General features: G+C 61.9%; 14 protein-coding genes and 1 other RNA gene. 6 read left to right on the plus strand and 9 right to left on the minus strand.

Annotation, left to right across the window (positions count from 1 at the left end; all coding sequences use genetic code 11):
• Positions 1–6: 6 nt before the first annotated feature.
• The 7 genes from BLU35_RS15925 to BLU35_RS15955 form a co-directional block, all read right to left on the minus strand.
• The gene (locus BLU35_RS15925; RefSeq protein ID WP_057253574.1) at positions 7–192 is read right to left on the minus strand and encodes a DUF2065 domain-containing protein; all 186 of its coding nucleotides are present in this window, start codon (positions 190–192) and stop codon (positions 7–9) included.
• A 7-nt stretch (positions 193–199) separates the two neighbouring features.
• Positions 200–1,123: a protease modulator HflC gene (gene hflC / locus BLU35_RS15930; protein ID WP_057253572.1), complete on the minus strand. Its 924-nt coding sequence runs from the start codon at positions 1,121–1,123 to the stop codon at positions 200–202.
• Positions 1,120–2,229: an FtsH protease activity modulator HflK gene (gene hflK, locus BLU35_RS15935; protein WP_093233684.1), complete on the minus strand. Its 1,110-nt coding sequence runs from the start codon at positions 2,227–2,229 to the stop codon at positions 1,120–1,122. Before hflK ends, hflC begins: the two co-directional genes overlap by 4 nt.
• Positions 2,230–2,384: 155 nt before the next feature.
• On the minus strand, positions 2,385–2,921 hold the full coding sequence (locus BLU35_RS15940; protein ID WP_057253568.1) for a dihydrofolate reductase: 537 nt from the start codon (positions 2,919–2,921) through the stop codon (positions 2,385–2,387).
• Positions 2,914–3,519, minus strand: a complete 606-nt coding sequence (locus BLU35_RS15945) for a glutathione S-transferase (RefSeq protein WP_057254388.1) — start codon at positions 3,517–3,519, stop codon at positions 2,914–2,916. The genes BLU35_RS15940 and BLU35_RS15945 overlap by 8 nt, the downstream gene beginning before the upstream one ends.
• A gap of 161 nt (positions 3,520–3,680) precedes the next feature.
• Entirely contained in the window at positions 3,681–4,475 is a 795-nt protein-coding gene (locus tag BLU35_RS15950) for a thymidylate synthase (RefSeq protein WP_057253566.1), read from the minus strand.
• A 203-nt stretch (positions 4,476–4,678) separates the two neighbouring features.
• Positions 4,679–4,987: a DUF2853 family protein gene (locus BLU35_RS15955; RefSeq protein ID WP_057253564.1), complete on the minus strand. Its 309-nt coding sequence runs from the start codon at positions 4,985–4,987 to the stop codon at positions 4,679–4,681.
• A gap of 146 nt (positions 4,988–5,133) precedes the next feature.
• Between BLU35_RS15955 and ssrA the strand changes: the two genes are divergently transcribed.
• The 5 genes from ssrA to BLU35_RS15980 all read left to right on the plus strand — a co-directional run bounded on the left by ssrA (position 5,134) and on the right by BLU35_RS15980 (position 7,982).
• Positions 5,134–5,493, plus strand: a transfer-messenger RNA (tmRNA) gene (gene ssrA, locus BLU35_RS15960).
• Between the two features lie 132 nt (positions 5,494–5,625).
• Entirely contained in the window at positions 5,626–6,138 is a 513-nt protein-coding gene (locus BLU35_RS15965; RefSeq protein ID WP_057253562.1) for an SspB family protein, read from the plus strand.
• A 124-nt stretch (positions 6,139–6,262) separates the two neighbouring features.
• A complete protein-coding gene (locus BLU35_RS15970) occupies positions 6,263–6,475 on the plus strand; it encodes a DUF4169 family protein (RefSeq protein ID WP_057253560.1) in 213 nt (70 codons plus the stop codon).
• A gap of 193 nt (positions 6,476–6,668) precedes the next feature.
• Complete coding sequence (locus BLU35_RS15975) at positions 6,669–6,905, plus strand: ribbon-helix-helix domain-containing protein (RefSeq protein WP_057253558.1); 237 nt, start codon at positions 6,669–6,671, stop codon at positions 6,903–6,905.
• A gap of 288 nt (positions 6,906–7,193) precedes the next feature.
• On the plus strand, positions 7,194–7,982 hold the full coding sequence (locus BLU35_RS15980; protein ID WP_057253556.1) for a hypothetical protein: 789 nt from the start codon (positions 7,194–7,196) through the stop codon (positions 7,980–7,982).
• A gap of 114 nt (positions 7,983–8,096) precedes the next feature.
• On the opposite strand, the gene BLU35_RS15985 is transcribed toward BLU35_RS15980, so the two are convergent.
• A complete protein-coding gene (locus BLU35_RS15985; RefSeq protein WP_057253554.1) occupies positions 8,097–9,431 on the minus strand; it encodes a TadE/TadG family type IV pilus assembly protein in 1,335 nt (444 codons plus the stop codon).
• A gap of 584 nt (positions 9,432–10,015) precedes the next feature.
• Here BLU35_RS15985 and BLU35_RS15990 point away from each other — a divergent pair.
• Complete coding sequence (locus tag BLU35_RS15990) at positions 10,016–10,597, plus strand: cation efflux transmembrane domain-containing protein (RefSeq protein ID WP_093233685.1); 582 nt, start codon at positions 10,016–10,018, stop codon at positions 10,595–10,597.
• A 223-nt stretch (positions 10,598–10,820) separates the two neighbouring features.
• Here BLU35_RS15990 and BLU35_RS15995 read toward each other — a convergent pair whose 3' ends face one another.
• On the minus strand, positions 10,821–14,558 hold the full coding sequence (locus tag BLU35_RS15995) for an AsmA family protein (protein ID WP_093233724.1): 3,738 nt from the start codon (positions 14,556–14,558) through the stop codon (positions 10,821–10,823).
• Between the last annotated feature and the right edge of the window lie 3 nt (positions 14,559–14,561).

Here is a 14,561-nt window from a genome sequence, read left to right on the forward strand (position 1 = left end):
TTCGCATTATCCTCGAAGCAACCATACAAGTCCGACCCCGGCAGCCACGGAAAAGAGCCCCGCCAGTCGAAGCTGATGTTCGGGGACATACGGCAAACGCTTCGCCATTTCCACCAAAACCAAAGGGGCCAGTGCGTACACCAGCCCCTCGATGATCAGGAAGAAAGCGATTCCCGTCAGGAAATCTGACATCGCCCGCTTAGTTCCCGGTGGTTGCTGGCGGCGCCGCGGCAGCCGGTGCAGTGCCTTCGGAGTCGTTGAAGTAACGGAAGAATTCCGAATGCGGCGAAAGCACAAGCGTCGTGTCCGGGCTACCGATCGACTGGGTATAGGCCGCCATCGAGCGGTAGAATTCGAAGAACTTCGGATCGCGCGCAAAGGCGTCGGCAAAGGTCCTCGTCCGTTCGGCTTCGCCCTCACCGCGCAGAATTTCCGAATCGCGCTGCGCCTCGGCGACGATCTCGACGACCTGACGGTCGGCGATGGCGCGACGACGCTGGCCGGCTTCGTTACCGCGGGCGCGGATCAGTTCGGCTTCGGCCAGGCGCTCGGCCTTCATGCGGTCGAAGGTCTGCTGCGAGACTTCCTGCGTCAGGTCGGTGCGACGGATGCGAACGTCCTCGATGTTGAGGCCGAGCGATTCGGCATCGGTTTTGAGGTCGGCGCGAACTTCGCGCATCATCGATGCACGCTCGTCCGACAGTGCCGCTTCGAAGCCACGCAGACCGTAGACGCGGCGCAGCGATGCGTCGAGACGGGTACGCAGGCGTGCCTCGGCCGAATCGCGGTCGCCCGAAACGGTTTCGCGGAAGCGGCGGGGATCGGCGATCTTGTAGACGACGAAGGCATCGACTTCATAGAACTTGCCGCCCGAGACCTGGACGCGGATGTTGTCGAGGTCGAAGCGCAGAGCCTGGTCTTCGACATATTGCACGCGGTCGGCATCCATGAAGGCGAAGGGCAGCTTGAAGTAGAGGCCCGGCTCGGCCTTGACGTCCTGGATCTGACCGAAGCGCACGACGATCGCCTGCTGGCGTTCGTTGACCACGAAGATCGACGAATAGAGACCGACGAAGACGACGGCGAGCAGGATCAGGATGACTGAGGTACGATTGTTGATCACTGTGCTGCTCCCGCTGCTGCTGCTGCACCCGACTGGGCAGGCCGGCCAATTTCATTCAGCGGCAGATAGGGCAGAACGCCCTGCCCGTTCTTCTCGTCGATGATGACCTTCTTCGACTTGCCGAGAACGCCCTGCATCGTTTCGAGATAGAGACGTTTGCGGGTGACTTCGGGCGCCTTGGAATATTCGTCATAGACGGAGATGAAGCGTTGCGCCTCACCCTGTGATTCCTTGACGACGCGGTCCTTGTAGGCGGCCGCCTCTTCACGGATCTGCGCGCCCTGACCGCGGGCCTTGCCGAGCACCTGGTTGGCGTACTGGTTGGCTTCTTCGACGAAGCGGTCTTCGTCCTGTTCGGCACGCTGCACTTCGTCGAAGGCGTCGGCCACTTCGCGCGGCGGCGCCGCATCCTCGATCGCGACGGTGTTGACGGAGACGCCGGCACCATAGGTGTCCATCGTCGCCTGGATCGTGCTCTTCACGTCGGCGGCGATTGCCTGACGGTTGTCGCGGAAGATGTCCTGGGCCGGACGGCGGCCGACGACTTCGCGCATGGCGCTTTCTGCGACCCGCTGCAGCGTGTCGGCCGGGTTCTCGACGTTGAACAGATAGGCCTTCGGGTCGGTGACTGAGTAGAGCACCGAGAACTGCACGTTGACGATGTTCTGGTCGCCGGAGAGCATCAGGCCCGAATTGGACTGACCACCAGTGCGCCCGCCAATGTTTTGCTGCTGCTCCGTCACCTTGACGATCTCGACGGTTTCGAGCGGCCAGAAGTGATAGTGCAGGCCCGGCATCGAAATTTCTTCCTTCGGCTTGCCGAAGCGCATTTCGACGCCGCGCTCGTCTGGCTGCACCGTGTAGATCGAATTGATCAGGATGAAGCCGACGATCAGCAGGCCGACGATGGCGAAGACACCGCCGTTGAAACCGCCGGGAACGACATTCTTAAGCTGGTCCTGACCACGGCGAATGATCTCTTCCAGATCCGGCGGGCCACCCTTGCCGCCGCGCGGCCGATTGGGCCCCTGGCCCCATGGGCCCTGATTGCCGCCGCCGCCGCCGCCCCATGGGCCGCCGCCGCCATTCTGATTGCTCCAGGGCATCAAAACCTCTCTATTGACACTTCCCACGCCCAACGGCCGCGCCACCGCGCGGTCGTTTACGATGTGAAACCGTTATAGGTATCACCCGCACCGCTTTCAACGCGATAGGCCCGAGTTCACCGTAAATGGTTCAAAATAGTTGACGATCCGGCGCGTCAGGCTGTCGCACGCCGCTTCCAGGTAACGAAATGCATGGCGTGACTGTCCTTTTCGCCCTGCGGCAGGTCTTCTTCGAACACCTTCTCGAACACTTGCGCGTCGATATCAGGAAAGCGCGTGTCACCATCGACCTCGGCCTGGACCTCGGTCACGTGCAGGATATCCGCCATGCCGATCGACTGGCGATAGATCTCGCCGCCGCCGATAACGCAGATCTCATCGACGCCCGCCGCCTGAGCCTCGCGGTTCGCGACCGCGATCGCGGCATCGAGCGATGGCACGACATCAGCGCCTTCGGCGACAAAATCCGTGTTGCGGGTGATGACGATATTGGCTCGGCCAGGCAGCGGACGGTTCAGCGAAGCCCAGGTCTTGCGCCCCATGATCACCGGCTTGCCGATCGTCAGCGCCTTGAAGCGCTTGAGGTCAGTCGAAAGCCGCCAGGGCAGATCGCCGTCTCGCCCGATGACGCCGTTGGCGGCAACGGCGACGACGATCGATATCTTCGGATGGATGCTCTTCGTTTCAGTCATGGAACCCGTTCGGTTTGCTGTCGATTTCCCTTGCCCGGTCGTAGGCCGCCCGGTCCGTCACCACGCGGATGTAGCGGTCGACCACCGTGCTTTCCGGCAGGATCTTGCGCATCCATTGCAGCGCGCTTGCGAGCAGCAGGTCGGCCGCACTCATCGTTTCGCCGAGCAGATAGGTCCGGCGGGTGAGCACGTCGATCACATGAGCGCACATTTCGTTGTAGAGCCGCGCCTGCGCCGGATTGTTGATGGTCGCACCGGAGATATGGGCGAGCGCCGTCGGCTCGATCACCCCGGCATAATAGGCGAGCCAGGAGAGATAGGCGCCGCGCTCCTTGTGACCGGGCGGCCGACCGAGGCTGCAATCGGGATGGAGGTCGGTCAGATATTGCACGACCGCCGCCGATTCCCAGATCACTGCGCCGTTGTGAATGAGCGCCGGCACCTGCTTGTGCGGATGCGGATTGTTATCGTCCGGCGCGCCGGAGCCATCCCAGCGGCGGATCGAGACGTAGCGGATCTCGTATTCGGCACCCAGTTCCTCAAGCAGCCAGACGATGCGCGACGACCGCGACAGGGGCGCATGGATCAGTGTGAGCATCATACCTCCCTTGAGGGCCAGCCCTCCCCGGCCACTCTCCGCTGCAGCCCTCGCCAATCGGCTCCATGGCCACGCCCGTATTGTCATGCATGGCAGCGAGGCCCACCCGCACACGCCGGGTCGTCGCTGGCGCGCAGGCGGGTCCGCCCCGCCCAGGTGCCTTAGACCGCGATCGGCGCCTTGATCGTTGAATCAGCTTCGTAGCCGACGAGCGTAAAGTCTTCGAAGCAGAAAGAAAACAGGTCCTTCACGTCAGGATTGATTTCCATCCGCGGCAACGCCTTCGGCGTGCGGGTCAGCTGCAGCCGGGCCTGTTCGAAATGGTTGTGGTAGATATGCGCATCGCCGAGCGTGTGCACGAAATCGCCGAGCTTCAGGCCGGTCACCTGCGCCACCATCATCGTCAAAAGCGCGTAGGACGCGATGTTGAACGGCACGCCGAGGAAGATGTCGGCGGAACGCTGGTAGAGCTGACAGGAGAGCTTGCCGTCAGCCACGTAGAACTGGAACAGGCAGTGGCATGGCGGCAGAGCCATCTCGTCTACCAGTGCCGGGTTCCAGGCCGAAACGATGTGGCGGCGCGAGTTCGGGTTGGTCTTGAGGCTCTCGACGAGGCCTTCGATCTGGTCGATGTGACGCCCATCCGGCGCGGGCCAGGAGCGCCACTGATAACCGTAGACCGGGCCGAGATCGCCGTTTTCGTCGGCCCATTCGTCCCAGATGGTGACGCCGTTTTCCTTGAGGTAGCGAACGTTGGTATCGCCCTTCAGGAACCAGAGCAGTTCATGGATGATCGAGCGCAGATGCAGCTTCTTTGTCGTCAGCACCGGGAAACCTTCGGCGAGGTCGAAGCGCATCTGGTGGCCGAAGACCGAGCGCGTGCCCGTACCCGTCCGGTCGCCCCGGTCGGTTCCGTTGGTCATCACATGGTCGAGGAGGTCGAGATATTGCTGCATGGTCTGGCGCCGCCGATTCGTATTGCCCTGAATTTAGGACGAAGCCGGCGGCGAACCAATGACCTCCGGGCGATTATCCCGGATAATTCGGCTGCCTTAGAGCGGGATGAGGAAAAGTGCACGCGCTTTTCCTCATCCCGCTCTAACTATGAGAGGCGATCACGTTTATGGTTTTGGGTCGATCGACCCAAAACCATCGTGATCTACAGCGCTTGCAGCTTCCCGAGGTTTTTCGCCACCAGGTAATAGAAGGTAACGCGCGACTTGGAGCGATCGGCGGACATCTCCTTGACCGTGGCGGCGATCGCCGTATCCGCATCGCCGCCGCTGATGCCGAGCTTCTTCTCGCACCATTTCTCCTTGACCCGCTCGAGCTCCTTCGGATCGGTCGCCGACACGAGCGAAGAATCCTTGTTGCGAAGCGCAATCCCAAGGTGACGCACGATCTTGTTCACGATCGCCTCGTCGGCGCCGCTGTCGTATTTCTGCACATCTGCGAGGTAGTCCGTCATGAAGCCTCCAGGTTGCTTTGTTTCTCGAAACTGCGGCCGGACAATGCCTGCCGCATGCAGCAGCGGGAGTTTTTCATGGATGCCGGTCAAGTCAAGGCGGTTCGGGGCCGGCACAGTCCGGGACAAAGTCATATATCCGACACATCCCCCTTTTCTTGGAGACAGGAAAGACCTATATGAACGGTGCCGTCTTCGGGCGGCTATGGCAATAAACGGGCGATGAAATAAACCCATTGGACCCGGGGGCGGTACCCGGCGCCTCCACCAAAAACCGATCTCCTGAGGATCGGCTTTTGATGGGGGCGAAATAGGATCGACAAGGGCGTAAAGATCGACTTTTTGCTCGGCATTGTACCACCGTTATCGGGCTAAACTTATAGTTGCAAACGACAACTATGCTGAAGCACGTCTCGCTGCTTAATCGCGGCGCGACACTTCAAATCAAGTCCTTCCGGGTAGCACCGTAAGGCGGGGTCCGAAGGCACCTGGCAACAGAAGCCTTCACCTTCTCCCCCGCCTCGAAATGGTCTATAGATGCTCAAATAATTGACTCGTCCCTTGTGGATGGGCAATGAAGCGTGACGGCGGCTAGCCGGCAGCAAGCAGTAAGATTGAGTTCGAGGAAAGACGGGACACTCATGGGCCAGGACCACATCCGCTACGACATTCTGGCACAGGACGCGCTCCGCAGCGTCATCCGCAAGGTCCTGACCGAAGTCGCCACGACAGGCCATCTGCCCGGCGAACACCACTTCTTCATCACCTTCCTGACCGGCGCGCCGGGCGTGCGCATCTCGCAGCACCTCAAGGCGAAGTATCCCGAGCAGATGACCATCGTCGTCCAGCACCAGTTCTGGGAACTGAAGGTCACTGACGTCGGCTTCGAGATCGGGCTTTCCTTCTCCGACACGCCGGAACGCCTGGTGATCCCGTTCAACGCCATCCGCGGCTTCTACGACCCCTCGGTCAATTTCGAGCTGGAGTTCGATGTCGCCGCCGGCGAGGAAGAGGAAGTGGAATCGGCCGAAATCACCGCCTATCCGGTCCCGGAAGAAAACGGCGAAGCCACGGCCAAGGAAGACAAGCCTACCGAACCGAAGAACGGCGGCGGCTCCGTCGTTTCGCTCGATTCCTTCCGCAAGAAGAACTGATCACCACCGGCTGCAAGCCGCCTCCAGTCGCAGCCGATTGGGCGGCCAGGATCATGCAGCCACGCGAAGTGCTACAGCGGCCTTTGCGCGTTGAGGACGCGCAGCGCTGAAGGAGCATCGGATCATGACCGGCGACGTCGTCAATCTGCGCCAGTTCCGCAAGCGCCAGCAGCGCACGGAAAAGGAAAAACAGGCCGAACAGAACCGCATCTCCTTCGGCCGCACCAAGGCTGAAAAATCCCTGACAAAGGCGCTGAACGACAAGGCGGAGACCCGCCTTGACCAGGGCCGCATCGAGCGGCCGGCCAAGGACGAAGGCGGCGACAGCAAGGACTGAGCCGCCCTTCCCGAAGAAAAGGCTTCCGGAGCAAGGACTTGCGACCGCTTTTCGAATCGAATTGCCAAGCAGTTGAATCGATCCCGCAGCCCGCGTGCGGCAACTTTCCGCCGCAGCACGCTCCAACTTATTACAATCGATCCCGTTTACGGGGCGATCCGCCCCAAAGTCATTTTGATCCAGAGACCGGACAATGATCCGTAAGCACTCCGCGACCCTGCACGGCCACCGCACCAGCTTCTCGCTCGAAGACGCGTTCTGGCAGGAACTGAAGGCGATCGCCGAGACAAGGGCGATGCCGCTCGCGCAACTCATCGCCGAAATCGACGACCAGCGCACGCCCGATAGCAACCTTTCCTCGGCGCTACGGGTCTACGTGCTGGAATGGCTGAAATCGAAACTTGCGCTGCCGTCGCCTGACGCGAACTGACGCGCAACCCATTGCGCCAACAACAAGAAATCACCTACAGCGCCGCGCTTCTTATCAGACGCGCGGCGCTGTAGCACTTTGATTTGCTGCATGTCTTTGTCCTTAAATCGAGGTCGATTCAAGGAGACATGCAGTTCGCCAATGTGTGGCCCTTGCAACAGCAGCACCGGTTTTGCCCGCATTCGTTCCCGTTCGCCGCCGAATTCGGTTGTTTTCGCAGCAACTTATATAAAGATGTGCGTATCGAGGGTGGCAAGTCTGAGTCGCCACCACTGCGGGAGGCGTATCATGAGAATCTCTACGCGTATCGGCCTTACGGCCTGCTTGAGCTTGGTGTCCTGCCTTTCGGCCAATGCGGCCGATATCACGCCGCTGATGGCGCCGACGGCGCCGGTGGAAGAAACCGAGAGCGGCTGGCAGTTTACCGTCGCCCCCTATTTCTGGATCGCAGGCATTTCCGGCGACACGGCGCAATTCGGTCTTCCCACCGTCCATATCGACTCTGACTTCGGCGACATCTGGGACAATCTGGATTTTGCGGCCATGGGCATAATTGAAGCCCGCAAGGACCGCTTCAGCATCTTCTCCGACTTGATCTATTCCAAGCTTTCCGGCGACGGTAAGGCGCGTGGCATCTTCACCGACACGGTGGACGTGAAGTCCGAAACCTTCGCCGGCCTCTTCGCCGTCGGCTATACGGTGTTCGAGGATCAGCAATCGCACCTTGACGTTGTCGGCGGCGCCAAGGTCTGGTCGGTCGATACCACCATCTCCTTCCAGGGCGGGCCGCTAGACGGCGTCAGCCGTGAAGACGGCGAAACCTGGGTCGACGGCATGGTGGGCTTGCGGGGAGCCTACTACATGACGCCGGAAATCTACCTGACCGGCTGGGGGATCGTCGGTGCTGGCGGCGCCGATATCGATTGGGATGTAGGGCTCGGCCTCGGCTACCGCTTCAGCGACACCATCTCGGCTGTCGCCGGCTATCGTGCGGTCGGCGTCGATTACGACAACGACGGCTTCATCTTCGATACGGTGCAGCAGGGCCCGATCCTCGGCGTTTCCATACGCTTCTGAGCATTCGCATGGGAAAGAACCCGGTTGCCATGCAACCGGGTTTAAGAGGTGGTGACCCAACCGTCACGTTTGTCCGCGCGTCTCCCGACCGCCGTAGCAGACGTCGCACGCAGACTATCTGACCAGGCGAATTGCACCCGGATTGTTGATGGTGTTGTTCGCAAGCGCCGCCTTGCAATCCAGCTTGAAGCTGCTGTTGCCGATCATGGTGATCTCCTGCGCGACGATGCGCACGCATTCGCCGCCAGTGGAGCCATTGCCAGCATACTGGATCTCACGCGAGGCCGGCATGTAGATGATGCCCGCAAGCGACGAGGCGCTGTTGCCGTTGATCGTCGCCGTCGCCGTATTGTTCCTGGCGGCAACGATCGAGAAGCCTGCCCAGTCACCCGTCAGGAATGGCGTGACGTTGAAGGTCGCGCCGCCGTGAATATCGAGTTGGGCACCGTTCAGCAGGAAGAAGGTGATGCCCTCACCCGTGAGCACCGACTGGCTGGCGAGTTTCAAGGTGCCTCCATCGATGATGTAGGAGCCCGGCCGCAAAAGAACCTTGCCCTTGATCTCCAAGCCGCCATAGGTGCCGGGCTTCAGTTCGACGGTATAGCCGGCAGGCGCGTTGTTCGGCGTCTTGCTCGTGCCGTTGCAGTCGCCATTGCCGCCACCGCCGGCCACGAAGTTCTGTCCACATCCGGATAGGTTCACCCAGCTTCCCGTCGTCGGCATTTTCTTGGACCAGAAGGGGTCCGGGATTGGCGGAACATCTTCCACTGCCTTGCCGCAGGCGAGTTCGAGATGGGCAAGCGTCGCCGAGACCTTGCCCGTTGCATAAAGACATTCGGCCTTCAGCGTGGCCGAACCGCTGAGATAGATCGACTGCGCATCGCTCGAATCCGACGTGATTGTACAGCCCGACGTATCGACAGTGGCACTGCCGCTCACTTCGAACGCCCGGGATGCGGTCGGGTGCAGTGCCAGAATGCACGCTTCCCTACCCGGCATGCGCGCGGCGACACTTTCGCGAGTGATCGTATAGGGTTGAAGGCCCCAGAACAGCGGAGCGTATTTGAGCGCATAGGTGGTCGTCGCCGTGCTTTCGACGCCAAGAGCGCCGAAAACAACCTTGATCGCCTGGGTCGCCACCGGCGTCGAACTCCCCGATCCGATTTCGTCGACGATCTCCGGCACACCGAAATTGGCGAAGAAGGTGGTGTTCGCCAGATCTTTCGCTTTGGCTTCATCCTCCCCTTCGCCATAGGACTTGACCGCGGAAAAGGCGGCCGCATCGAGCGCGGCCTGCATCTTGGCGGATTCGAGATTGATGCGGGCGAGATTGATGGCGATGGAAGCACCCGTGAACAACGGTAGCATCACCAGAGCAGTCATGACGGCAAAGTTGCCGTTTTCGTCCTTAAGGAAGCGGACGAGCTTGTTCTTCAGATCGCTTGGCATCTGTTTGTTGCCCCCTCGGCAGATCACGACGACTTCAGAGCCAGGTGGCCCCAAAGCAAAAAGGCGTCATCGATTCCAATGAGTTGGAGCTAGATGCGGCCAGCTGGCCGCGCCCCTCCCTGCGCTCCAAAACAGATTGCTAATTTAGTTATCAATCGTGGAGAAATGACTTCAGAAATTGTTAAACTTTGTCGAAATCGGTACTGCGCGGAGGTAATCCCCAGCGAAAAACGGAAGCAATGCTACTATCCGGCGGCGAGCGCATCTGCAGAAACGTGGCAAGTCTGCCTAGGTATGTCGCCAGACCTTCACGGCAGAGATCACCATAATCACGGCGAGCACAGGCAGCAGGACCGCATTGGGCACAGCGGCAATCGGAAACTCGGCGCCCCCAAGGCCGAAAAAGCCACCGAGTGCGCCGATAGTTGCGCCTCCAAAAAATGCAGCCGGCGTATTGCGAGCAGCGGGGCTGAATCTTCCATGAACGATACATATGTCGAAACGCAACGCTATAGATAGCAATCTGATGCCAGCAAGTGTGTCAAATTGCCGATGGTCTATCTCGTCAGCGAAGGAACCCTTCAGTGGATAACAATCTCCGTCGCGTCGTGTTCTTCGTCGCCTTGTTGAACCTGGGCTACTTTGCGGTTGAATTCGTCGTTGCGTTGGCCATCGGCTCCGTGTCCCTGCTGGCCGACAGCGTTGACTTCCTCGAAGATACGTCCGTGAACCTTCTGATTTTCTTTGCGCTGGCATGGACGGCGCGGAGCCGCGCTCGGGTCGGCATGGCAATGGCATTCATTCTGCTTGTCCCTGCGCTGGCTTTTTTATGGACGGCGTGGGCGAAGTTCATGGATCCAATCCCGCCTGAGCCCTTTGCCCTATCCCTGGCTGGCTTTGGCGCTCTCCTGACCAACCTGTTCTGCGCGTACCTTCTCGTCACTTACCGTCATACGAGCGGCAGCCTCACACGGGCTGCGTTCCTGTCTGCCCGCAACGATGCTTTCGCCAATGTCGCGATCATCGGCGCGGGTCTGGCGACAGCTTACCTGTGGCAATCAGCTTGGCCGGATTTGATCGTTGGCCTGGGGATTGCACTGATGAACCTGGATGCCGCGCGGGAAGTCTGGGAAGCTGCGCGCGAGGAACACGACGTCGCGGTCTAAAGCCTGTCGCGCAAAAGTGCGCAGCGGTTTTGCGACAACGACATGCGAAATATCAAGAACTTAAAGCGCAAGGAGCGAATCTGAAAGATCGCGACGCGCTTTAGTTCATCTGGAGCCTCTTGTGGCTCTCGATAGGCCTGCAAGTCCCGCCGGACCTGGACGGGCGCAACGCACGGAAAACCACCTCAGGAGGCGGGCCTATCGTTTCAGATTTGAGCGCTGGTTATTGCACCGTGACGTCGGGCAGCACGTCGAAGTCCAGCTTCTGGCCGGGTGCCCGCCCGGTGCTGCCGCCCTGGACATCGTCGGAGCCGCTCTGCGGCGGGATCGGCTGCTGTTCCTGGCCGGCACCGCGCACGCGCGATGGCCCCTGTTGTGCCCGGCGCGCAGCTTCGGCCTGCCGTTCGGCTTCGGCCCTGCGCTCCGCTTCGGCCTTGCGCTCGGCCTCGGCGCGCGCTTCCACTTCAGCCTTGACGCGGGCCGCTTCCGCAGCCCCGGCAGCACGCCGGCGCTCGTCGGCAATGGCACGTCGCCGTTCGAGTTCGCGTCCTTCCACCTTCGCCTTGTAAAGCGCCACTTCGCGGCGCAGCCGCTGCTTCTCCAGCACGTTCGCCTGCAGGATCTCGACCCGGCGGCGCTCGCGTTCGAAGGCGCGCAGCGACAGGAAATTGGCCAGATCGGCCACGTCGAGGCTGACGCCCGGCGCCTCCAGCAGGCCGGCATAGCCGATCCGCACGCGTGGTTCGGTACCGGCAAGCGCTTCCTCGCCGGGCCGGAAGGTCAGGTCGATGCCGCCATCGATCCGGCCGGCCGCAAGGTCAAGCGCCGCTGCGCCCATGAAGGCGGCACTGCCATCGCCAGCCGTAACGTTCTGCACCCTCAGCACGCCGCCGGCGACGCTGAAGGGAGCCTTGACGACGCCGACCACCGATTGGCCGGAGAACACGGCCGCTTCCGCCGCGCTGCGGATGCTGTCCGCCGAAATCTGCCTCTTTTGGCCATCCGCGGCAGCAATCAACTGCGGCAAAGCCGCACTGTTGATGCCGTTCAGCGTCATGCCGTTGAAGGTCGCGGTGCCGGAACCGCTTGCCGCATGGGCCATCGCCTCCGGTGTTGCGCCGGATGCTTCCAGCGCGACGGAAAGATCGAATGTCCCGGTCGCCACCGGTGCGCCGGCATGGGTCCAGCCCGCCTGGGTCAGGTCACCGCCCTTGACGTCCAGGCGCGAGCGCAGGAACCCGGAGCCGTTGGCGTTCCCGACCTGCACCCGCCCGGCAAGCTTGCCACCCAGCCAGTCGCCGGTGGCATCGGTCAGGGAAAGCTCGTCGCCCTTCCACTCCATCTTGCCGGTAAAGCTCGTGATCGCACCATAGACGCCCGGCCAGAATTTTCCTGCCTGCACGTCGAGCGCGACGTTGAGGCCGGTCCAGGCCGGCTGCGCCAGGGCGCTCTTCGAGAACGCGCCGTTCGCATCCTCGACCGCGCCCAGGATGCCCTCGCCCAGCCAGGCAAGATCGAGCGTATCGACGGTGAGCTGGCCGGCGGCGGCGCCCGGCGATTTGCGGTCCACGGTCAAGGTGCCGGTAAAGGCGTTGTTGTCTGCCTTGCCCTCGACCGCCGTCAGCGCGATCGCCTCCGGGCTTGCGGCGACATCGGCCGAGATCGTCAGTGGCAGGCCGCTCCCCATCTGCGGCAGCGCGACCCCCTGCAGCAGCAGATAGGGCTCGACGTCCCGGGTCTGGAGCGTGACTTTTGCCTGGCCTTCGAGGAAGTGGTCGCGGGAAAGATCGACATTGCCCTTGGCTGCCAGCGACGACTTCTCGGTGGTGAAGGTCACCGTGCCGTTGGCCTTCGACCCTTCGGTGCTTTGCAGCTTGACCGAGAGGATGCCGTTGGCGTCCGCATCGAAGGGCAAGGGATCAAAACCGGTCTGCCCGAGAAGCAGGCGGGTTTCAGGGTTTTCAAGCGTCGCTTCGAGCAGCATCGCCTTGCCGGTCAGCGCCTGCACCATATCCGGCGCCTGGTAGCTGGCCGCAATCTTGGTGCCGTTCGCCGTACCGAAGATGCCGAAGGTCGCCGGCGCATTGCCTTCCTTGTTGCCGGCCGTCAGCGTCACGTCGAAAGCCGCGTCGCTATAATAGGGCCCGGCCTTGATCAGCTGCCGCAGCGCCGGATGGTTGACCGCGTGCCGGCCGATCATTTCCAGGAATGGCGTCAGGTTCTTGGCGGCAAGTTTCATCTTGGCCGAGACGACGGGCTTGTCCAGATCGCCGCTAGCCCGACCGGAGAAAGCCAGCTGAGCGCCGGCGAGCGCGCCGATCGCCAAGCGTTCGGCCTGAAGCTGGCCGTTCTTCAGCGTCAACACCGCCTGCACGTCCTTGGCTTCTTCACCGAAGGCGGAGAACTCGTCGGCCGAGAGGTCGGCGGCGATCGCATGCTGAAGCAGCGTCTGCGTGGAGGCATCGCCCGCCACCAGTCCAGTCAGCGCCTGAAGCGCCTCGAAATCGATGCGGTTGCCCTTGAGCTGCAGCGAGAGGTTCGGCTGCTGCTCGGCAAAGGACTGCCGTTCGAGCCGGCCCTTCAGGCTCGCCTCACCTGCGGCCAATTCGAGGTTTTCGAACTGCTGCAGCGTATCGGTCAGGTTCACCTTGGCCGAAAAGCCGGCGGTCTTCAGCTTGCGGATCGCCGGGTCGACCGAGCCCGCCAGCCAGTTCGCAAGACCAGAGGGCTGGTTGGAGGCGAGCAGCAGGTCGCCGCGGAAGCTGCGCTGTCCCTTAAGGTTCAGCCGCCCCTTCGCTTCGAGTTGCGTGCGCCCCGGCAAGAGGGCCACGACATTGTCGATCACCCAGCCGGCGCCATCGGGCTGGACGTCGATGCGCACGTCGCGCACCGTCGTGTCGCCGACGACGATCGCCGGCAGCTTCAGGCTGGCCCGGCCTGGCACCTGCGGAATGGGAATCTCGGCAGCAATAGCGAGCATCGCCTCCAGTCGCTGGCGCATGGAGATCGCCGGGTCGCGGCCGGTCTTGGCATTGCGGCTGGGACCGATGCGGCTGACGTCGATCTGCTGGCCGTCGGCGATCAGCAGGAACTTTTGGTCCTTGCCGGTATCGAGCGTCGCCTCGCCGGTGACCACATAGGGATCATCCGTCGAACCGACCTCGAAGCGATAATCCGGAACGCGGATGCTCTCGTTGGTAAGCTGGAAATCACCGTTGATGCGCAACGGCGCCCGCGCGTCATCCTTCTCCTCGCCCTGCCGGTTTTCCGTCAGGGTGAAGCGGCCGCTGTAAACGGGCTTGAAATCGACGATCTTCAGCGCGCCATCGGTCTCGACGCCGAAGGGGCGCTTGTCGGGCGTCACCCTTGCCTTGAGGCTGAGCGCCCCCGCTGCGTCCACCTCGTTGCTGGTAAAGGAGAAGCTGCCCACTTCGCCGTCGAGCGCCGCACGCCCCTCCACTTTCCAGGGACCGGTAAGCGAGCGGGCGGAAACATCGGCAGCAAGCCCGCTCACGCGACGGGTTCGGCCGGTCTGCTCGTCGACAAATTCGATCTGGCCATTGGTGATCTCGACGTTTTCGAGCACGACGGTCTTAGCCGGGATCGAGGTGCGGCGACCGCGCGCCCAGTCGAGCGTACCATCCGGCAACAGCCTTACCTTGGCCTTCGGCCGGTCGAGCCGCATGTCGAAGATCAGCGCCTCGCCGCTTAAGAAAGGCGCCAGTTCCGCGCTCATGGAAAACTGCGCCACCCGGATCAGTGGCTCACCGTCTTCGCCGGCGCCGACGCGCACGTCGTTCAGCGTCACGGTCGGGAACGGGATCAGCCGCGCATCGACGCTGCCATGTACGACGACCGGCTTGCCCATGATGCGGCTCGCCTCGCGCTCGAACTCCTTGCGAAAATCCGTCCAGTCAATGAACCACGGAGCGATCAGCGCCGCGAAAAGCGCCACGACCACAAG

This window comes from Sinorhizobium sp. NFACC03 (assembly GCF_900103435.1).
In the GTDB taxonomy this organism is placed as follows: domain Bacteria; phylum Pseudomonadota; class Alphaproteobacteria; order Rhizobiales; family Rhizobiaceae; genus Ensifer.

Excerpts from the sequence above, each read along its gene's own strand:
- hflK (WP_093233684.1), bottom strand. The coding sequence starts at position 2,229 with ATGCCCTGGAGCAATCAGAATGGCGGCGGCGGCCCATGGGGCGGCGGC.
- BLU35_RS15955 (WP_057253564.1), bottom strand. The coding sequence starts at position 4,987 with ATGACGGACTACCTCGCAGATGTGCAGAAATACGACAGCGGCGCCGAC.
- BLU35_RS15925 (WP_057253574.1), bottom strand. The coding sequence starts at position 192 with ATGTCAGATTTCCTGACGGGAATCGCTTTCTTCCTGATCATCGAGGGG.
- BLU35_RS15965 (WP_057253562.1), top strand. The coding sequence starts at position 5,626 with ATGGGCCAGGACCACATCCGCTACGACATTCTGGCACAGGACGCGCTC.
- BLU35_RS15940 (WP_057253568.1), bottom strand. The coding sequence starts at position 2,921 with ATGACTGAAACGAAGAGCATCCATCCGAAGATATCGATCGTCGTCGCC.
- BLU35_RS15970 (WP_057253560.1), top strand. The coding sequence starts at position 6,263 with ATGACCGGCGACGTCGTCAATCTGCGCCAGTTCCGCAAGCGCCAGCAG.
- BLU35_RS15945 (WP_057254388.1), bottom strand. The coding sequence starts at position 3,519 with ATGCTCACACTGATCCATGCGCCCCTGTCGCGGTCGTCGCGCATCGTC.
- BLU35_RS15985 (WP_057253554.1), bottom strand. The coding sequence starts at position 9,431 with ATGCCAAGCGATCTGAAGAACAAGCTCGTCCGCTTCCTTAAGGACGAA.
- BLU35_RS15950 (WP_057253566.1), bottom strand. The coding sequence starts at position 4,475 with ATGCAGCAATATCTCGACCTCCTCGACCATGTGATGACCAACGGAACC.
- BLU35_RS15980 (WP_057253556.1), top strand. The coding sequence starts at position 7,194 with ATGAGAATCTCTACGCGTATCGGCCTTACGGCCTGCTTGAGCTTGGTG.
- BLU35_RS15975 (WP_057253558.1), top strand. The coding sequence starts at position 6,669 with ATGATCCGTAAGCACTCCGCGACCCTGCACGGCCACCGCACCAGCTTC.